This is a genomic window from Reella acinonychis (genome assembly GCF_052384575.1).
GTDB lineage: Bacteria > Pseudomonadota > Gammaproteobacteria > Enterobacterales > Pasteurellaceae > JBQSUQ01.
In genome coordinates, this window is the sequence record NZ_JBQSUQ010000015.1 from 137,605 (window position 1) to 156,885 (window position 19,281).

Annotated in this window: 16 protein-coding genes and 1 tRNA gene; 3 read left to right on the forward strand and 14 right to left on the reverse strand. The window is 41.1% G+C overall.

Annotated features, from left to right (window positions below; genetic code table 11):
- Window positions 1–5 precede the first annotated feature (5 nt).
- From ACT2CV_RS07525 to dauA, 5 genes are all read right to left on the reverse strand, one after another.
- Window positions 6–683, reverse strand: coding sequence for an MOSC domain-containing protein (locus ACT2CV_RS07525; protein WP_464972912.1), 678 nt, complete (start codon window positions 681–683; stop codon window positions 6–8).
- Window positions 683–1,276, reverse strand: a complete 594-nt coding sequence (gene hisH / locus ACT2CV_RS07530; protein ID WP_464972913.1) for an imidazole glycerol phosphate synthase subunit HisH — start codon at window positions 1,274–1,276, stop codon at window positions 683–685. Before hisH ends, ACT2CV_RS07525 begins: the two co-directional genes overlap by 1 nt.
- A gap of 12 nt (window positions 1,277–1,288) precedes the next feature.
- On the reverse strand, window positions 1,289–2,194 hold the full coding sequence (locus ACT2CV_RS07535; protein WP_464972914.1) for a DUF5655 domain-containing protein: 906 nt from the start codon (window positions 2,192–2,194) through the stop codon (window positions 1,289–1,291).
- 83 nt (window positions 2,195–2,277) lie between these two features.
- Entirely contained in the window at window positions 2,278–3,369 is a 1,092-nt protein-coding gene (hisB, locus tag ACT2CV_RS07540) for a bifunctional histidinol-phosphatase/imidazoleglycerol-phosphate dehydratase HisB (RefSeq protein ID WP_464972915.1), read from the reverse strand.
- A 113-nt stretch (window positions 3,370–3,482) separates the two neighbouring features.
- The gene (gene dauA, locus ACT2CV_RS07545) at window positions 3,483–5,228 is read right to left on the reverse strand and encodes a C4-dicarboxylic acid transporter DauA (RefSeq protein ID WP_464972916.1); all 1,746 of its coding nucleotides are present in this window, start codon (window positions 5,226–5,228) and stop codon (window positions 3,483–3,485) included.
- Window positions 5,229–5,419: 191 nt separating this feature from the next.
- Between dauA and ACT2CV_RS07550 the strand changes: the two genes are divergently transcribed.
- Both ACT2CV_RS07550 and ACT2CV_RS07555 read left to right on the forward strand, forming a co-directional pair.
- Window positions 5,420–5,509: transfer RNA gene (locus ACT2CV_RS07550), tRNA-Ser, on the forward strand.
- A gap of 84 nt (window positions 5,510–5,593) precedes the next feature.
- Complete coding sequence (locus ACT2CV_RS07555) at window positions 5,594–6,487, forward strand: DMT family transporter (RefSeq protein ID WP_464972917.1); 894 nt, start codon at window positions 5,594–5,596, stop codon at window positions 6,485–6,487.
- Window positions 6,488–6,515: 28 nt separating this feature from the next.
- Here the strand turns inward: ACT2CV_RS07555 and rhlB are convergent, their stop codons facing one another.
- Complete coding sequence (gene rhlB / locus ACT2CV_RS07560) at window positions 6,516–7,766, reverse strand: ATP-dependent RNA helicase RhlB (protein WP_464972918.1); 1,251 nt, start codon at window positions 7,764–7,766, stop codon at window positions 6,516–6,518.
- A 188-nt stretch (window positions 7,767–7,954) separates the two neighbouring features.
- Here rhlB and rho point away from each other — a divergent pair, with 188 nt between their 5' ends.
- On the forward strand, window positions 7,955–9,217 hold the full coding sequence (gene rho / locus ACT2CV_RS07565; RefSeq protein WP_464972919.1) for a transcription termination factor Rho: 1,263 nt from the start codon (window positions 7,955–7,957) through the stop codon (window positions 9,215–9,217).
- A 274-nt stretch (window positions 9,218–9,491) separates the two neighbouring features.
- On the opposite strand, the gene ACT2CV_RS07570 is transcribed toward rho, so the two are convergent.
- The 8 genes from ACT2CV_RS07570 to menC all read right to left on the reverse strand — a co-directional run bounded on the left by ACT2CV_RS07570 (window position 9,492) and on the right by menC (window position 19,280).
- On the reverse strand, window positions 9,492–9,662 hold the full coding sequence (locus ACT2CV_RS07570; RefSeq protein WP_464972920.1) for a hypothetical protein: 171 nt from the start codon (window positions 9,660–9,662) through the stop codon (window positions 9,492–9,494).
- Between the two features lie 231 nt (window positions 9,663–9,893).
- Window positions 9,894–13,787 carry a phosphoribosylformylglycinamidine synthase gene (gene purL / locus ACT2CV_RS07575; RefSeq protein WP_464972921.1) on the reverse strand — a complete coding sequence of 1,298 codons (3,894 nt, stop codon included), beginning with the start codon at window positions 13,785–13,787 and terminating at the stop codon, window positions 9,894–9,896.
- 151 nt (window positions 13,788–13,938) lie between these two features.
- On the reverse strand, window positions 13,939–15,414 hold the full coding sequence (panF, locus tag ACT2CV_RS07580) for a sodium/pantothenate symporter (protein ID WP_464972922.1): 1,476 nt from the start codon (window positions 15,412–15,414) through the stop codon (window positions 13,939–13,941).
- 10 nt (window positions 15,415–15,424) lie between these two features.
- On the reverse strand, window positions 15,425–15,664 hold the full coding sequence (locus tag ACT2CV_RS07585) for a YhdT family protein (RefSeq protein ID WP_464972923.1): 240 nt from the start codon (window positions 15,662–15,664) through the stop codon (window positions 15,425–15,427).
- A 70-nt stretch (window positions 15,665–15,734) separates the two neighbouring features.
- A complete protein-coding gene (gene accC / locus ACT2CV_RS07590) occupies window positions 15,735–17,078 on the reverse strand; it encodes an acetyl-CoA carboxylase biotin carboxylase subunit (protein ID WP_464972924.1) in 1,344 nt (447 codons plus the stop codon).
- 76 nt (window positions 17,079–17,154) lie between these two features.
- Window positions 17,155–17,619: an acetyl-CoA carboxylase biotin carboxyl carrier protein gene (gene accB, locus ACT2CV_RS07595; RefSeq protein WP_464974029.1), complete on the reverse strand. Its 465-nt coding sequence runs from the start codon at window positions 17,617–17,619 to the stop codon at window positions 17,155–17,157.
- Window positions 17,620–17,794: 175 nt separating this feature from the next.
- On the reverse strand, window positions 17,795–18,229 hold the full coding sequence (gene aroQ / locus ACT2CV_RS07600) for a type II 3-dehydroquinate dehydratase (RefSeq protein WP_464972925.1): 435 nt from the start codon (window positions 18,227–18,229) through the stop codon (window positions 17,795–17,797).
- Window positions 18,230–18,287: 58 nt separating this feature from the next.
- Window positions 18,288–19,280 (reverse strand): o-succinylbenzoate synthase, encoded by a 993-nt coding sequence (menC, locus tag ACT2CV_RS07605; protein WP_464972926.1) that lies wholly within the window; start codon window positions 19,278–19,280, stop codon window positions 18,288–18,290.
- Between the last annotated feature and the right edge of the window lies 1 nt (window position 19,281).

Consider the following 19,281-nt stretch of genomic DNA (forward strand, 5'->3'; position numbering starts at 1 on the left):
AAAAATCACGGTTTTTGCACTTTCGCAATCCGTTGTAACTGACTTCGCAAACTGCGTTTAAATGCCTCTGCTAAGGCATCACAGCAGATTGCAGCTTCTAATACCTCTTGCGTGAGATCTTCTGCAGAACTCGCAAGTAGCCTATTTAAATGATGAATCGTTAATTGTGGATAAGGGCATTGAATCCGTTGCACTGAATCTTTAACGTGAATCACCCCTTCTTTGATGACTCGCACATACCAGCCAGATAACCCTGAATGTCGCACAATATGATGGGTATCTTTATTGCCTGTATTTTTCGATAAGCGATCGCAAGGCTTACGAGGCTGGGAAACTTCCACAATTGCAGTGCCAATTTGATAACGATCTCCTACGCAAACATTATTTTCATCCCAACCAGACACAATAAAATTTTCCCCATAAGTAGCAATGCCTTGATAATCAAATTCTTTGCCAATAAGTGCGGTTAATTTTTGGAAAGATTTATCGGACATAAAAAATAATGCCTTATCTATGCCACCATGATGCGCTTTTAAGCTCACGTCATTACCTTCAGCACCAAGTTGATTCACTTTTACCATTGGCACCGGCTTTTTGCGTATGGCAGTTTCTAACATAGATCCGTCGTTAAAGGTTAAAGTTTCAATTCCGCCGATTTTGATCACTAAAATTTCAGCCTGCACTAAATATTCTCCACAAAATTCCGCAACAACTTTTCTCCAGCCTTGCCAGAACGCTCGGGGTGGAATTGTACGCCGTAGAAGTTGTTATGCTGAATGACTGCGGAAAATGGCACGCCGTAATCGCAGGTGGCGACGGTGTGCGGATTGGGCAATACACCGTAGCTATGCACAAAATAGAAATAGCTATCTTGCTCAATGCCTGAAAATAACGGGTGATCGGCGGCATAATGCACCTTATTCCAGCCCATATGTGGCAACGGCAAATCGCACACAGGCAGTTTTTCTGTTCTGCCCGACATCAATTTCAGTAGCTCCACATTGCCTTCTTCGGAATACTCAGTCATCAGCTGCATACCCAAACAGATGCCTAACACAGGCTGTTTCAGGTTACGAATGGTGTCGATTAACCCTAACTCCGCCAGATTTTTCATCGCCGCACTCGCTGTACCCACACCGGGTAAAATCAGCTTATCGGCGGACTGAATTTGGTCTAAATCACGGCTAATTTCCGCCTGAACGCCCAAACGGTCGAATGCAAATTTTACAGATGACAGGTTTGCACAGCCTGTGTTGATGATGATTAAGTTGGTCATTTATTTTCCTATTTATAGGGCTTGTTTAATCAGGCTCATTATATATTCCAAATGTTGAGTATCTTTCACAATAATTTGATAATCCCCATTTCCCCAATGCCCTAATTGAGAAACATCTTTCGTTAAATTTTTAGGATCATCAAGTTGTCCTTTTCTTAAATTGATCCCAATTTTCAAACCTGATTTCTGAATTTCAATATCCGCAATTGTGCGATTTAATTTAAATGAAACATATAATTTTTTAGCAGTACAACTAATTTCTGGGCTTAAGTTTAACAATGCCAATTTAAAGGCTTGATAAAGCTCTATGATTTCGTCAGATTTACCTGCTAAATGATCTTCTTCACTGTAGGTTTTAATTATTTTGGTGATTTCAGATAAATTTTCATTCTGTTTTTCATCTGCATATTTAATACTTGGTTGATAAGCAGATTTTTTTAATCCGTTGATCACAATAATGTCTTTTTCAAATTGTTTTATTTCCCAAAGTTCAATATTCAGATCTTTAAAATCAACGGCTTGTTTCTGTGTTTGGTTAAAAACAGGTGCAACAAACACCACTTTGCTTTGAGACCAATCCACCTCGTTCTTTCTCAGGTTTCGACCTAATTGTTCATTATATTCCAGCACAAAATCTGCTTTATGTTTTAATAGCGTATTTAAATAACTCACGCCTTGATCAAATACACTGTAATTATGATTTCGTTTATATTCAATAATCACAAAGGCATTATTTTCAGGATCAAACGCCAGCGTATCAATTCGTTGATTTTGTACGGAAAATTCAGATTTCACCAACACTAATCCCGTGGTAAGTGTGAGATTATTTTCCAATAAACGTTGTATATCTCGCTCTAATTTAAATGGAATTTCAGTTAAACTCGTTAAATGCGTTTTATTTTTATGGAAAATCTGCATTCTTTATCTCCTTATTTTCAATCGGTTACATTTCGCAAAAAAATAGCAAAATCCAACCGCTCTTTGTTATGTAAACATAATCGTTACAACACCCCTTTCGAACTCGGCAATTCATTCCCTTCCACTTTAATACACTGTCTCAACGTCCGTCCAAACACTTTAAACAGGCTTTCGATTTTGTGGTGGTCGTTGTCGCCTTTAGTTTTCAGGTGTAGCGTTGCCATGAGCGTGTAGGCGAGTGATTGGAAAAAATGCTCCGTCATTTCGGTGCTGAAATCGCCCACTTTTTCACGTTTAAATTTGGCTTTGAATTTGAAATAGGGGCGACCCGATAAATCCATTGTGCATTCTGCTTTGCACTCGTCCATCGGCAACACAAAGCCGAAGCGTTGAATGCCCCGTTTGTCGCCGAGGGCTTGTTTTAATGCAGTGCCGAGGGCAAGGGCGGTGTCTTCCACGGTGTGGTGTTCGTCGATCCACAAATCGCCTTTGCAGTACACATTCATTCTAAAACCGCCGTGGGTAGCGATTTGATCGAGCATATGATCGAAAAAGCCCACCCCCGTTTTGATGTCATTCATCCCTGTTTCGTCTAGCCACACTTGCACTTTAATGTCCGTTTCTTTGGTGGTGCGAACCACTTCCGCATAGCGTGGTTTACGGTCTAAAAGTGCGGTCTGTTTTGGCAATAATTTTTCCGCAATCAGATCCCAGTTAAGTTTTTCTCGGTCGTATTGCAAGGCTCGAATGCCGAGATTTTCTGCCAGTTGCACATCAGTGGCACGATCGCCAATCACAAAACTGGTGTCAGGATCGAACAATTTTTTATCAATGTATTTTTTCAATAATTTGATTTTCGGCTTACGGCAATCGCACTCGTCTTCGGGTTTGTGTGGGCAAATTAACACTTCGTCAAACTCAATGCCCTGTGACTTAAATAATGCCATCATCGCATTGTGCGGTTTGTCAAAATCTTCTTGCGGAAAAGATGGCGTGCCCAAGCCATCTTGGTTACTGACCATCACAAAGCGGTAAAAGGGTTTGAGTTTCAACAATGCGGGGATCACATTCGGTTCAAATTGCAATTTTTCTAAGCTGTCGATTTGAAAATCCGTCTTCGGTTCGTCAATTAAAGTGCCGTCACGGTCGATAAAAAGGGTTGGTTGCATAATCATCTCCATTGCGAAAAAAGTGCGGTGGATTTTGGGCGAGATTCTGAAAACTTTGCCTAGGCATTTACCTAGGCAATCGTTTACTTTTTAGCAATAAAATGATTAAAATTCAACTATTAATTGGTTGAAACCTGTTGGAAATGGCGAATTTTGTGATAAACATCTTCAAGATCAGAACTAAAATTAATTTTTTTCAATTCTGGTACAGCATTTGATTTGACAATCATGCGCAAAGGCTGAAATTGCATATTGCACATATAGAGTTGTTGATGAGGCAACATATGCTGTACAAAACGCGTTAAAGCATGAATTCCCCCAGTGTCTAACACAGTGACCGTATCGCATTGTAAGACAATATGTTTAATTTCATGATCTGTATGCACAGTTTTATCATGCAGCTCCGCAAACACATTATCTGCCGCAGCAAAGAATAGCGGTCCGCTAATGCGATACACTAAGACATCATCTAAATCTGCCGGATGAGATTGTTCAATAGACTTGGTCATTTCCGCAATTGTTCGGATAAACAACAAACTCGCTAATAACACACCAACGGTAATAGCAATCACCATATCAAAAATCACTGTTAATAAAATACAGGTAATTAACACCGCGATTTCATTTTTACCCGAACGACGCACAAGGGAAATAATGTTATGTAAATCAAGCATATTCCATGCCACCATAAAGAGCAATGCTGCCATGGAAGCAAGAGGCAAATAGGACAAAATTCCTGCAAAGAAAAGCAAGGCACAAAGCACTAAAAGACCATGCACCACACTTGAAATAGGCGAAACTGCCCCTGATTTAACATTCGCTGCAGAACGTGCAATCGCTGCTGTCGCGGTAATCCCCCCAAAGAACGGTGCAATAATATTCCCTAAACCTTGTGCTAATAATTCATTATTTGAATGGTGCTTTGTGTTAGTCATATTATCCAACACCACCGCACATAATAAAGATTCAATTGCGCCTAACATTGCCATAGAAAAAGCCGCTGGCAATAGCGCGCGTAAGGTTTCAAAATCCCACGACAATGTATGCCCTTGGGCATCAAGCAAAGTCCAAGGCAACACAAATTCAGGCAAAATATTGGGAATCCCCTGACCTATACTTCCATCAGGCAATGCATATTGAAAGGCAGAACCAATTGTCTGCACTGAATAGTCGAACTGAATTAACAATAAAGAAAGCAAAGTGCCTATCATCACCGCAGGTAAATGACCCGGAAAAGGCAAACGTAAACGATACCATTGCGACAACACAACTAAAGTCACTACACCAACTAAGGTATCAGCCCAGTTTGCAGTCGGAAGTGCAGTGAAAATCACTTGAATTTTGTCGAGGAAATGCGCTGGCATTTGTTCAATTTGCAAGCCGAAGAAATCTTTAATCTGCAAAGTAGCAATCGTAATGCCAATACCGCAAGTGAAGCCTAGCGTTACGGGCAAAGGAATGTATTCAATCAAACGACCTAAACGGCAAAACGCCATTAAAACCAAGATCAATCCTGATAATAAGGTCGCCATCAACAAACCGCTTAAACCAAACTGCTGGGTAACGGGATATAAAATCACCACAAAAGCGGCAGTTGGTCCTGAAATATTAAAACGAGAACCGCCCGTCAATGCAATCACAATGCCCGCAATAATCGCAGTATATAAACCATGTTGGGGCGCAACACCACTTGCAATGGCCAAAGCCATAGAAAGCGGAATGGCAATCATCCCAACGGTTAAACCAGAAATAATATCTTTTAACAAATGCTGCTTGCTATAACCTAAACGGAAACTGTCTTTCAACGCGCTAAAAGGTTTTACAGCAAGTAAAGCATGTTTGGTCAAAAACCATTTATTTAACATATCAATAACTCAAATCGATCTTAGAAAACAAAAGTGCGGTTATTTTAAATAGAATTTTGGCAAAATACTTTGCGTTTTCGCAATTAAATAGAAAAAAGACTAGACGAAAAGCAAGTTAATTCTTATAATCACGCCCACTTTCCAAACTGGAAAGCAATTGTCGATAAATTGTACAATACATTTATCAAGTTGGTGAGATGTCCGAGTGGTTGAAGGAGCACGCCTGGAAAGCGTGTATGTGGGAAACTGCATCGGGGGTTCGAATCCCCCTCTCACCGCCATCCTTAGTTTTTCAACTTTTTATTCCTTTTCATCACAGTTCTTGTATCATTATTGAATGCTAACCAACCTTTTCTTCGATAGAAATGAACAATGAATTAATCACGCGTATTCTCTATGTATTATTGATGGGATTTGGATTTCCTATTATGCGTTTTATGAGTTTACACTTTGAAACGCTAAATAATAATGCAGTGCGTTTTATTTCTGGAGGTTTGTTATTTATTTTAATTTGTGCCATTAAATATAGAACAGAAGTACAAAAAATTATCGCAGAGCCTCAGCTTCTGGTTTATTTACTTGTCCTTGCCATATTTATGACAGTAAATATGTACTTCTTTATCAAGGGATTACAATATACTTCGGCACTTGCTGGCAGTATTTTTGGCATATTAGCTATGCCTCTGGCTGTTATTATGGCGGCGATTTTCTTCCCTGATGAAAGAGCAAAAGCGACACAAAAACATTTCTACCTAGGCAGTTTATTAGCGATTATTGGTTCCTTAATGTTCGTTTTATATAGTGATAAGTCAAGTGGTAGTGACCATTTTTTAATAGGTGCCTTTTTCTTATTTATCGCTATTTTTATCCAATCGATTCAAAATCTTATCGTTAAAAAAGTGGCACAAAAATTGCACGCCATTGTGATTAGTGCTTCTACAGCTACTCTATCTGGGATTCTCTATTTAAGCTTGGCTTGCTATACAGGGAAAATCACACAACTTCAACATATTGAATTGAATTTACTCTTTGGCTTAGCATTAGCGGGTATTTACGGTATGTTAACGGGAATGTTAATGGCGTTCTATATTGTGCAAAAACAGGGCGTTGTTGTGTTTAATTTGATTCAATTAATTGTGCCATTATCCACCGCAGTTATTGGCTATTTTACATTAGGCGAAACCATCAATTTCAGCCAAGCTATTGGCGCAATCATTGTAGTTTTAGGCTGTATTCTGGCGCTACGCAGAAAAAATTAAAGGCGCAAATTGCGCCTCGATAATTGAATTAATATGCTTTTTTAAAAGGTTTACGCGTTGTTCGTTGTGCGTGTAAATTGGTGTTTTTTAATCGCATTGGTTTCGGTAATTCATCTATTAATGCATTCGGATCATATTGGCTTACCGGAATACTATGACCAATATATTCTTCAATAGCAGGTAAATTCATCGCGTATTGCTCACAAGCAAAGCTAATGGAAACACCACTTTCGCCAGCTCGCCCTGTACGTCCAATACGATGTACATAGTCTTCACGATCATCCGGTAAATCATAGTTAAAAACATGTGTTACGTCTGAGATATGTAACCCTCGTGCCGCAACATCCGTAGCAACCAAAATATCAAGATCACCATCAGTGAATTGCTTCAATAACGCAAGACGTTTTTTCTGAGCCACATCGCCAGTCAATAAGCCGACACGATGTCCATCTGCAGCTAAATATCCCCAAATTTCTTCGCATTTATGTTTCGTATTAGCAAATACAATGCAACGTTCTGGCCATTCTTCTTCCAATAATGTCAGCAATAATGCCATTTTATCTTGATTGGAGGGGTAAAATAATTCTTCTTTAATGCGGTGCCCTGTTTTTTGCAAAGGCTCAATTTCCACATATTCAGGATCATTCATATCCTCAAAAGCAAGCTCTCGCACTTTATAAGATAAAGTAGCGGAAAATAGCATAGTTAAGCGCTGTTGTGGACTTGGCGATTTGCGTAGTAAATAACGAATATCCTTGATAAAGCCTAAATCAAACATGCGATCCGCTTCGTCTAACACCACAACTTGAATCGCATTTAAATTAATCACATTTTGCTTAACATAATCAATCACACGCCCTGTGGTGCCAATAAGAATATCAACACCCGCCTCAATAGCTTTAATTTGTTTATCATAACCATCGCCACCATAAGCAAGTGCGGTGCGTAATCCCGTTGTTTTTACGAGCATGTCCGCATCTTTTGCAATTTGCACCGCCAGTTCTCGCGTAGGCGCTAAAATTAAGGCGCGCGGTTGATTATGGGCAAATGGACGAGGATACTCTAATAAATGATGAAAAGTTGCCGTTAAAAACGCCATCGTTTTCCCTGTGCCAGTTTGCGCTTGCCCCGCTACATCTTTTCCTTGCAAAGAAATAGGTAAGGAAAGCGCTTGAATCGGCGTGCAATATTCAAAGCCTTTGCTTTGTAAGGCAGATAAAACTTTGGGATTAAGCGGAAGATCAGCAAAACGTTGCTGAGATAAATGGTTATTGCTCATATATTGATCATTATTAATAAAATTCAGCTTAGCATACCATAATCTGAAAAATTTCCAAAAATCCACCGCACTTTATAAGGTTTTTCAAGCAAAAACTAGACAAAGCCTTGGATTAATGGTAACTTTACGCCCATTCTAAAGACCACAAGTCAACGTCTAACAATTCATTTATCCAATCTAAATAAACTATGCATTTAACAGAACTGAAAAACACGCCTGTATCAACCTTAGTTGAGCTTGGCGAAGGTCAAATGGGCTTAGAAAATCTTGCTCGTTTGCGTAAACAAGACATTGTATTTGCTATTCTTAAACAGCACGCCAAAAGCGGTGAAGACATTTTCGGCGGCGGCGTATTAGAAATTCTACCTGATGGTTTCGGCTTCTTACGTTCCGCAGATAGTTCTTATTTAGCCGGCCCTGACGATATTTATGTTTCACCAAGCCAAATTCGTCGTTTTAACTTACAAACAGGGGACAAAGTAGAAGGCAAGATTCGACCACCAAAAGAAGGCGAACGCTATTTTGCTTTATTAAAAGTAGATCAAGTCAATGACGACCGTCCTGAAGTTTCCCGCAGTAAAATTCTTTTCGAAAACTTAACTCCATTACATGCCAACTCTCGTTTACGTATGGAACGTGGCAATGGCTCAACCGAAGATTTAACTGCACGTATTCTTGATTTAGCCTCACCAATTGGTAAAGGACAGCGTGGTTTGATCGTCGCACCACCAAAAGCGGGGAAAACGGTTTTATTACAAAATATTGCACAAAGCATTACTTATAACTATCCAGAATGTGAACTCATTGTTCTCTTAATTGATGAACGCCCTGAAGAAGTAACGGAAATGCAACGTACCGTACGTGGCGAAGTAATTGCTTCTACATTTGATGAGCCAGCAACACGCCATGTTCAAGTGGCAGAAATGGTTATTGAAAAAGCAAAACGTTTAGTAGAACACAAAAAAGACGTCGTGATTTTATTAGATTCTATTACGCGTTTAGCACGTGCTTACAATACGGTGACACCTGCCTCAGGTAAAATTCTTTCTGGTGGTGTGGACGCCAATGCATTACATCGTCCAAAACGCTTCTTCGGTGCAGCCCGTAACGTAGAAGAAGGCGGTAGCTTAACCATCATCGCCACAGCCCTTGTGGATACGGGATCAAAAATGGATGAAGTTATTTTTGAGGAATTCAAAGGTACCGGTAATATGGAACTTCATCTTTCACGTAAAATTGCAGAACGCCGCGTGTTCCCAGCCATTGACTTTAACCGTTCTGGTACACGTAAAGAAGACTTACTCACCACGCCAGACGAGCTACAGAAAATGTGGATTTTACGTAAAATCCTCAACCCAATGGGCGAAGTGGAAGCCATGGAATTCCTCATTGATAAATTAATGGTTGCGAAAACCAATGAAGAATTTTTTGAAGTGATGAAACGTTCATAACATTTAACAAATAAAAAGTCTTATCTGTGATCTGCCACCCCAAAGTTGGACTAAACAACCAACTCATTGGGGAGCAGATTTTTTTATAGTTAAATACAGCCCTTATTTCAGACCAAAGTTGATCTGGTTTTATCTTCTAAGAGAAATAGGAATATTGGACTAAAGGTAAATATCTTCAATATCTAAATAACTTGAAAAATATTTATCTATTTTATAGACTGACTGCGCAGGTATAGCGAATTCACGTTTAATTCTGGAGTGATTTAAATATATGTCAAGGATTGACGCTATTAATATAATATCCCCCTATACCTGCCTTTCCTTTTTCTTTACGACAAAATGCTAAAGATTGAATTATTGATTCAAAATAGATTTCTTGTGTAAAAACATCTATCCAGTAAACCGTTGTAAAGCTCACAAAATAAGCACCACCAAGATTATTCATTTTATATTTTCAGCTCATCTTATTTCTCTTGCCTGAAAATAAAGAGGCTTTAGCAAAAAATATTGAGTTGTATAGTTATCTTATTTTATTTCTCGATACAGTTCACAAAAATAAAAATTTTAAGAACCAAAATAAAGGATAGCTCTCATCTATGATGAGCACTTTACTGAATGAGATATGAGAAAGGCACTTGTGTTCATACAAGTGCCTTTAGTTAAAGCGAGTATTAAATTATTTCAACGTAACACGTGCATTCCTAAACATTCTCATCCAAGCGCCGTCTTCTTGCCACTCTTCTGGATACCACGAGTTGCTGACAGCTCGGAATACACGCTCTGGGTGTGGCATCATAATCGCCACACGTCCGTCGGCGTTGCCGATAGCTGTGATGCCAAATGGGGAGCCGTTCGGGTTGGCTGGGTAGACTTCCGTTGGTTGCAGGTTGTTGTCGATGTATTGAACAATCACCAAATTCTGATTTTGCAGATTTTGGAGCTGATCTGCCCCCTTGAACTCCGCTTGTCCTTCGCCGTGGGAAACGGCAATCGGCATATGAGAGCCTGCCATTCCAGCGAACCAGTGGTTGTTGGTGTCGTTGATTTTCACCAAGCCTACACGGGCTTCAAAGCGTTCGGATTTGTTGCGAACGAAACGAGGCCAGTTTTCAGTGCCTGGGATAATTTCCGCTAAGTTAGAGACCATTTGGCAACCGTTACACACACCAAGGGCGAGAGTATTCGGGTTGGCGAAGAATTGGCTGAATTGATCACGCAACATTGGGTTGAATAGGATCGATTTCGCCCAGCCGCCGCCTGCACCTAATACGTCACCGTAAGAGAAGCCGCCACACGCCACTAAGGCATTGAAATCTTTCAAGTTTCTGCGACCTGACATTAAATCACTCATATGCACGTCAATGGCGTTGAAGCCTGCACGGTCGAAGGCTGCCGCCATTTCGTAATGGCTGTTTACGCCTTGTTCACGCAAGATAGCAACACTCGGTTTCACGCCTTTGTTGATGAACGGTGCGGCGATGTCTTCGTTGATGTCGTAAGTTAAATGAACCGATAAGCCTTTGTTATTTGGATCTTTTTTAGTTTCAAACTCTTGATCGGCACAGGCTGGGTTGTCACGCAAACGTTGGATTTGATGTGTGAGTTCTGCCCAAATACCACGCAATTCAGAGCGTTTTTCGCTGAGCAATTTGCGTGTGCCACGGCTGATTTCAAATAAATCGCCGTCCACCACAGAGCCAAGTTCTTTGGTTAAGCCGAGCAAGCCGTGAGCGTTTAAGATGTCACGCACTTGGTTGAAATCGCTGTCGGCAACTTGGATCACTGCACCCAATTCTTCGTTGAACAACACCGCTAAATCGTTGTCGCCCAAGGCACTGATGTCCACGTTCACGCCACAGTTTCCTGCAAACGCCATTTCCGCCAAGGTCGTGATTAAACCACCGTCTGAACGGTCGTGGTACGCCAACAATTTTCCTTGTGAAACAAGGGCTTGCATTGCGTTGAAGAAATTTTTCAACTGTTCAACGTTTACAACGTCTGCTGGTTTGTCGCCCAGTTGTTTGTAAACTTGAGCCAGTGCGGTTGCCCCCAAGCGATTTTTGCCTTCGCCTAAGTCGATAAGCAATAAGCGTGAGTGACCTTTGTCGGTGCGAAGTTGTGGGGTCACGGTTTTGCGAACATCTTCCACACGAGCAAAGGCTGAAATAATCAAGGAAAGCGGTGCGGTAACGGTTTTTTGTTCGCCATTTTCGTCCCAAGTGGTTTTCATTGACATTGAGTCTTTGCCCACTGGAATGGTGATACCTAAGGCTGGGCAGAGTTCTTCGCCCACGGCTTTCACCGCTTCGTACAAGCCTGCGTCTTCGCCTTCGTGACCGGCTGCGGACATCCAGTTGGCAGACAGTTTAATGCGTTTGATGTCGCCGATGTCGGTGGCGGCGATGTTGGTAATGGCTTCGGCAACAGCCAAGCGAGCAGATGCCCCGAAATCTAATAACGCAGTTGGGGTGCGTTCGCCCATTGACATCGCTTCGCCGTGGTAGCTGTCTAAACTTGCAGTGGTCACCGCACAGTCAGCCACAGGAATTTGCCACGGGCCGACCATTTGATCACGCGCCACCATTGCGGTTACCGAGCGGTCGCCAATGGTAATTAAGAAGGTTTTTTCTGCAACCGCTGGCAAGCGAAGCACACGGTGCAAGGCTTCTTTTAACTCAATGCCGTCTTGGGCAAGCGGTGGGTTTTGTACGGTTTTTGACACCGCATTGCGACTCATTTTCGGGGTTTTGCCGAGCAACACGTTCATCGGCAAGTCGATTGGGTTATTGTCGAAATGGCTGTCGTGCAAGGTTAAATGTTTCTCTTCGGTGGCTTCACCGATTACCGCAAACGGTGCGCGCTCACGCTCACAAAGTGCGGTGAATAATTCGAGTTTTTCAGGTGCAACCGCTAACACATAACGCTCTTGCGATTCGTTACACCAAATCTCAAGGGGGGACATTCCTTTTTCATCGCACAAAATCGAACGCAAATCGAACTTACCGCCACGGTCACCGTCGTGTACCAATTCAGGCATTGCGTTCGATAAACCGCCAGCCCCCACGTCGTGAATAAATAAAATTGGGTTCTCTTCGCCCAACTGCCAGCAACGGTCGATCACTTCTTGGCAACGGCGTTCCATTTCTGGGTTTTCACGTTGAACGGAGGCAAAATCCAAATCTTCTTTCGATTTGCCTGATGCCATTGACGATGCCGCACCGCCCCCCAAACCGATGTTCATCGCAGGGCCACCCAGCACGATCAACTTAGCTCCCACTGGAATTTCGCCTTTTTGCACGTGTTCGCCACGAATGTTACCGATACCGCCTGCCAACATAATCGGTTTGTGGTAACCACGGGTCTCGACGCCTGCAAAACTGTTTACTTTTTCTTCATAAGTACGGAAATAACCCAACAACGCAGGGCGACCAAATTCGTTATTAAACGCTGCACCGCCGAGAGGGCCTTCAATCATAATATCTAACGCCGAGGCAATACGGTTTGGCTTAGAAAGTGGATTTTCCCAAGGCTGTTCAAAGTTCGGAATCACCAAGTTCGACACGGAAAAGCCCGTTAAACCTGCTTTTGGTTTTGCCCCACGTCCTGTTGCCCCTTCGTCACGGATTTCACCGCCTGAACCCGTTGCCGCCCCAGGGAATGGCGAAATGGCAGTCGGGTGGTTGTGGGTTTCCACTTTCATTAAAATGTGGGCATCTTCTTGGTGATAGCGATATTGCCCGTCTTGGTCTGGGAAGAAACGCCCCACTTCAGACCCCACCATTACCGCTGCATTATCTTTATAAGCAGAAAGCACGTAATCAGGGGTTTTCTCGAAGGTGTTTTTGATCATTTTAAACAAGGATTTGTCCTGTTTTTCGCCATCAATCGTCCAGTCGGCGTTGAAAATTTTATGACGACAGTGTTCTGAGTTCGCTTGGGCGAACATATACAACTCAATATCGTGCGGATTGCGACCAAGTGCGGTGAAATTTTCCACCAAATAGTCGATTTCATCTTCCGCCAATGCCAAGCCTAACTCCACGTTTGCGACTTCTAACGCTTTACGACCGCCACCTAGTACGTCCACCACGGTAAATTCTTTCGGATCCTGTTGAGCGAATAATTTATCGGCTTGCTCCGCATTATCTAATACGGTTTCTAACATTCTGTCGTGCAATAAGCCTTTGAGTGTCGCTAATTGCTCAGCGGTTAATTCGGCAGAAAACTCAAAGTAATACGCCAAACCACGCTCAATGCGGTTCACTTCGTTCAAACCGCAGTTGTGGGCGATGTCTGTCGCTTTAGATGACCAAGAAGAAATGGTGCCAAGGCGTGGTGTGACTATTAAGCAAAAGCCCACTGGATCGTGTTCCGCAAGGGTTGGACCATAATGTAAAAGCTCTTTTAATTTGCTTTCTTGATCGGCTGAAAGAGCCGCGTTTAGGTCAATAAAATGCACATATTCGGCATAGACTGATTTAACAGGTAATTGATTTTGTTCGAATTTTTGTTGAAATTGAGATAAACGGAAGTCAGAAAGGGCAGGTGAGCCACGGAAAGTTTGTAACATTGAATTCTACCTTGTTTAATAAAAATAGGGAAAATGAATGCGCTTATTATAAAGGAAATCAGCAGAAAACGAAAACGTTTGCGTAGCAAATTCAATGCAAAAAAAGTGCGGTATTTTTCACCGCACTTTTTATATTAAGACAAGACTTCAATTACGCCTTTTCGCCAAATTTATTTCCGACTAAAAAGGCGATTAATCCCCATACTAATGAAGGTACAATTTCATGGAATTTGCTAAATAATTTAACTGTTTGTACCAAATAATTGAGCGGTTGCGCTAAGGTATTTAAATCAACGCCTTTCATTTGTACAAGGAAAATATAGCAGCCTAAACCAACGAGCATTGAGCTGATTGCACCATAAGCATTGGCTTTATCCCAATAAATACCCAACACAATGACCCAAAGGAAAGCCGCTTCTAAACCACCAAAAGCAAATAGATTAAGCCAAATGATCATATCCGGTGGATTCAATGCTGCCCAAATTAAAAGTACAGTAATAATCAGGGTAATTAAGGATGAAAATAGACTAATTTTCTTTTGGTTATCTGCCATTTCTGGTTTGACTGACAAGTACAAATCTTTCACAAAAATAGAGGAAGATTGAATGAGCTGCGCATCGATAGTCGACATAATCGCTGACATTGGTGCAGCTAAGAAAATCCCTGCAACAATTGGCGGTAGCACTTGTAACATTAAGGTTGGAATGACCTGATCTGGTACCGTTAAGGTTGGTAAAATGGCGCGACCTAAAGCACCAGATAAATGCATGCCAAGCATAACAACTGTTAAAATAACCGTACCGATTAACATACCTCTATGCAGCGCTTTGGTATCTTTGAATGCCATGCAACGTACTGCGGTGTGCGGCAAACCAACTACGCCAAAACAAACCAACACCCAGAAAGATGCCATAAATTGAAAACCTAACATATCATTAGGACCGTACGGACTCACTAAGTGCGGATCAATTTCTGTGAGTTTTTGCACCGCACTTTCAACACCGCCAGCCGCATAAATAACGCCACCTAGTAGGATTACCGTACCAATCATCATAACAGTTCCTTGGATGGTATCTGTCAAGACCACTGCTCTGAAGCCTCCGATGAAGGTGTAAATTCCTACGGTTACTGCAAAAATTAATAAGGCTTTGGTATAAGAAATGCCAATGGTGGTTTCTAATAAACGCGCGCCACCAATAAATTGTGTCATCATGGCGGCAAAAAAGGCGATTAATAATGCGATACTGGCGATCCAAACCAAATATTTATTTTTGTAACGATGTAACAATAAATCATTGATAGTTAAAGCTTTACTTTCACGAGAAAGCAAGGCGAATTTTTTACCTAACGCCCCTAATGCTAACCAAACTGCTGGCACTTGGATCATGGCTAACAATACCCAGCCTAATCCAAATTTATAAGCAGCACCAGGACCGCCCACAAAAGAGCTAGCACTAGCATAGGTTGCTGCCGTTGTCATTGCTAGCACAAACCCCGTCATTGAGCGATTACCTACATAGTATTCAGTGAGGAAATCACCTTTTTGACGTTTAGTGTAGGCATAAAAAGCAGCACCAAAAACAAAGACTAAATAAATAACTAAGGGAACTAAAATACCAAGGTTCATGTTACAACTCCTACTTTGTATTCAAATCAATATCCTGAAAAACAATTTTTATAAGCCAATAAGCCACCACGATAAAAAGGATTGGCAAATAAATACAAGATAGTTCAAACCAAAGTGGGAAACCGAGTGGACCCACGCTGTCTTTTGGTAAATAAGCGCAGATCGCCCAGCCGAGCATATATAGAATGGTAAGTCCCAAAGCCCAGCGCGCTTCTTTCGTCGCTTGTTTATAGCGTTGTTGTAAGTTCATATAAGCCTCCGAGTAAAGTTATAAAAAAAGTGGATTATAATCATCCACTTTAAATTTTGATTTTTGGCTATTAACTGATACCCAATTTTTTCTCTAAATAATGGATATTGGTTCCGCCTTTTTGGAAATTTTCGTCTTCCAAGATCAGATTATGCAATGGTATGTTGGTCTTAATGCCATCAATAATCGTCTCAGATAATGCATTTTGCATACGACGAATAGCCCCTTCACGATTGTCAGCATAGGTAATTAATTTCGCAATCATAGAATCATAATGTGGAGGTACTGTATAGCCCGCGTAAACATGGGAATCCCAACGAACACCTAACCCACCCGGAGAATGTAAATGACTCACTTTTCCAGGAGAAGGTAAGAAAGTTTTAGGATCTTCTGCGTTAATACGACATTCAATAGCATGACCTTTCACTTTAATATCTTCTTGTTTAATTGAAAGCGGTAAACCCGCTGCAATACGTAACTGCTCTTTTACTAAGTCAACACCTGTAATCATTTCTGTGATTGGGTGTTCAACTTGAATACGTGTATTCATTTCAATAAAGTAGAATTCACCATTTTCATAGAGGAATTCAAATGTACCCGCGCCACGATAACCAATTTCTACACAGGCTTTGGCACAGCGTTCACCGATATCACGACGCACTTCTTCAGTAATTCCCGGTGCAGGCGCTTCCTCGACAACTTTTTGGTGACGACGTTGCATAGAACAATCACGCTCTGCTAGATAAACTGCATTACCATGCGTATCCGCTAATACTTGGATCTCCACATGACGTGGATTCTCCAAATATTTTTCCATATACACCATATCATTATTAAAAGCAGCTTTTGCTTCGGCTTTTGTCATCGCAATGCTATCTTCTAAAGTCTCAACATTACGCACAACACGCATACCACGACCACCGCCGCCGCCTGAAGCTTTAATTAATACAGGGAAACCGATGCGTTTTGCGATTTCTTTATTTTTCGCCATATCTGAGCCCAATGGACCATCAGAACCTGGTACACAGGGTACTCCCGCTTTCTTCATTGCATGGATTGCTGAAACTTTATCACCCATTAAACGAATAACATCAGCAGTAGGCCCAATAAAGATAAAACCTGAACGTTCAACTTGCTCCGCAAAATCTGCATTTTCAGATAAAAAGCCATAACCAGGATGAATAGCATCAGCACCAGTTACTTCTGCAGCTGCAATAATAGCAGGGATGTTTAAATAACTTTTTGCGGAAGGTGCAGGACCAATACAAATGGTTTCATCCGCTAATAAAACGTGTTTCAATTCACGATCTGCGGTGGAATGTACGGCAACGGTTTTAATGCCAAGCTCTTTACAAGCGCGTAAAATACGCAATGCAATTTCGCCTCGGTTAGCAATAACCACTTTTTCTAACATAAGATTATTCCAATTTTTTGCAATTTAATAAGATAGAAAGAGTGGGGAAAATTCCCCACTACAAAATAGAAACAAATTATTCGATGATAATTAATGGTTCATCAAACTCTACCGCATTACCATCGTTGATTAAAATTGCTTTAACAACGCCAGCTTTATCTGCTTCAATGCGGTTCATCATTTTCATTGCTTCAACAATACAAAGGGCATCGCCTACTTTAACGGATTGGCCAACTTCAACGAACGCTTTTGCATCAGGGCTTGGACTACGGTAGAACGTACCAACCATTGGCGAACGAATCACATGTCCCGATAAATCATCAGCTGCTGGCGCAGGAGCAGCAGGCGCAGCTGCTGGTGTTGCAACTGGAGCAGCAACTTGAACTGGCGCAGGTGCTGCTGGAATATTATATTGAACAGAACTAGGTGCTGCAGAACCACGACTAATGCGAACAGACTCTTCTCCTTCAGAAATTTCTAATTCCATAATGCCTGATTCTTCAACTAATTCGATAAGTTTTTTAATTTTACGAATATCCATTGCCATAATTTGGTTTTCCTAAATAGTAAAGATGAGATCACACTTTATTAGACGACAAATTTACACAAAAGTGCGGTTAAAAAAATGGATTTTTTAAGTTTGCACAAGATTACCCGAAAAACAGTGTTTTGGCGATAATTTTATGCAAAATTGATACAAATTTATGCTTTTTCGTCTATTTAGCTAAATATTGTTGTGCAAAATCTAACGCATATTCATAGCCTTTTGCACCAAAACCACAAATTACCCCTTCAGCAACATCACTAAAATACGAATGGTGACGAAATGGCTCACGTTTATGCACATTAGACAAATGCACTTCAACAAAGGGAATCGCCACAGCAAGCAAAGCATCGCGCAAAGCGACACTCGTATGTGTGAATGCTCCGGGATTGATAATAATAAAATCAACTTGTTGAAAACTTTGATGAATTTTATCAATTAATTTTTCTTCGCTATTGGATTGGAAACAAGTTAACTTTATCCCTTTTTGGCTTGCAAGTGCGGTTAAATTTTTCTCAATTTCTGCTAAGGTCAAACTGCCATAATGCTTAGGCTCACGAGCGCCAAGCATATTGAGATTTGGACCATTCAAAAGCAATATTTTCATAGGCTATCCTTTTGGCTCGCTATTATGCGGTATTTTAAATTTATGGGTGGTCTAACCATTAACGAATTTGCTGAATAAATTCAGAATCTAACTCCGCAATTGGCAATGAGGAACCTTGCCAAGCACGAACAACCTGATAATCCATCAAATCTAAGGTATCCAAACCTGGCACCGTATTCGGCGTATATTGTTGAGCAATACGCGCTAATTGTGTCAGTCCAAAACTACTTTCAATAGAAGAACTAATCACCGCCTTCAAACCAAGTTGATGGGCTTGCTGAATTAAATCCACACATTTTTCTAATGAGCCCACTAGTGTTGGCTTAATGACAATTGCTGCTAAATGCGGTTGTTGCTGAACTTGAAAACCCGCATCTCTAACAGTTTCATCCCAAGCAATTGCAATTTCGGTTTCTTGTGCAAACTGCAAGCTTTGTTCTGGTGTTTTGCAAGGTTCTTCTAAAAATTGAATTCGAGCGCGATGTTCTGGTTTCACATATTTAGCAAACATAGCTGCTTTTTCAAGCGACCAACTACGGTTTGCGTCAAGACGTAACTGCAAATCAGGAATGGCTTCTAATAGCATATCAGCAATCAGGCCATCACGATTAGCTTCGTACATGCCTACTTTAATTTTGGCCACTTTTTCGCCTTGCATTTGGCTTAAAGGCTCATAAAGTTCATCAGGATCGCCATAACACAAGGGCGCAACTTGATAATTACCTTGTTCTCCAAGTAATCCTTTCATTTCAGCAAAAGCACAACTTAAACCAAAAGCAACAGATGGATAAAGCCCATCTAAACTGAGCTTTTTATTTTGCGCGCGTGTCACATCCCATTGTTGTAGCCACGCTATTGCTTGTTCTTTCGCTTGTTCTAGGGTTTCTTGACTAAACTCAGGTAAAGGGGCAATTTCGCCCCAACCTTCAGATTCACCACAACGAATTTGCACCAAAAGACCTTCTCGTTTTTTCAAAAAACGATTACGCAAAATCAATTGGCTATCGACAGGAATACTATATTGATATAAATGAAAGGTTCTTATTGTCATC

What these genes read in the sequence shown, in the direction of transcription:
- accC (WP_464972924.1), bottom strand. Translation starts at nt 17,078, where the DNA reads ATGTTAGAAAAAGTGGTTATTGCTAACCGAGGCGAAATTGCATTGCGT.
- rhlB (WP_464972918.1), bottom strand. Translation starts at nt 7,766, where the DNA reads ATGAGCAATAACCATTTATCTCAGCAACGTTTTGCTGATCTTCCGCTT.
- dauA (WP_464972916.1), bottom strand. Translation starts at nt 5,228, where the DNA reads ATGTTAAATAAATGGTTTTTGACCAAACATGCTTTACTTGCTGTAAAA.
- hisB (WP_464972915.1), bottom strand. Translation starts at nt 3,369, where the DNA reads ATGATTATGCAACCAACCCTTTTTATCGACCGTGACGGCACTTTAATT.
- ACT2CV_RS07585 (WP_464972923.1), bottom strand. Translation starts at nt 15,664, where the DNA reads ATGAACTTACAACAACGCTATAAACAAGCGACGAAAGAAGCGCGCTGG.
- ACT2CV_RS07555 (WP_464972917.1), top strand. Translation starts at nt 5,594, where the DNA reads ATGAACAATGAATTAATCACGCGTATTCTCTATGTATTATTGATGGGA.
- panF (WP_464972922.1), bottom strand. Translation starts at nt 15,414, where the DNA reads ATGAACCTTGGTATTTTAGTTCCCTTAGTTATTTATTTAGTCTTTGTT.
- hisH (WP_464972913.1), bottom strand. Translation starts at nt 1,276, where the DNA reads ATGACCAACTTAATCATCATCAACACAGGCTGTGCAAACCTGTCATCT.
- accB (WP_464974029.1), bottom strand. Translation starts at nt 17,619, where the DNA reads ATGGATATTCGTAAAATTAAAAAACTTATCGAATTAGTTGAAGAATCA.
- ACT2CV_RS07535 (WP_464972914.1), bottom strand. Translation starts at nt 2,194, where the DNA reads ATGCAGATTTTCCATAAAAATAAAACGCATTTAACGAGTTTAACTGAA.
- rho (WP_464972919.1), top strand. Translation starts at nt 7,955, where the DNA reads ATGCATTTAACAGAACTGAAAAACACGCCTGTATCAACCTTAGTTGAG.
- menC (WP_464972926.1), bottom strand. Translation starts at nt 19,280, where the DNA reads ATGACAATAAGAACCTTTCATTTATATCAATATAGTATTCCTGTCGAT.
- purL (WP_464972921.1), bottom strand. Translation starts at nt 13,787, where the DNA reads ATGTTACAAACTTTCCGTGGCTCACCTGCCCTTTCTGACTTCCGTTTA.
- ACT2CV_RS07570 (WP_464972920.1), bottom strand. Translation starts at nt 9,662, where the DNA reads ATGAATAATCTTGGTGGTGCTTATTTTGTGAGCTTTACAACGGTTTAC.
- aroQ (WP_464972925.1), bottom strand. Translation starts at nt 18,229, where the DNA reads ATGAAAATATTGCTTTTGAATGGTCCAAATCTCAATATGCTTGGCGCT.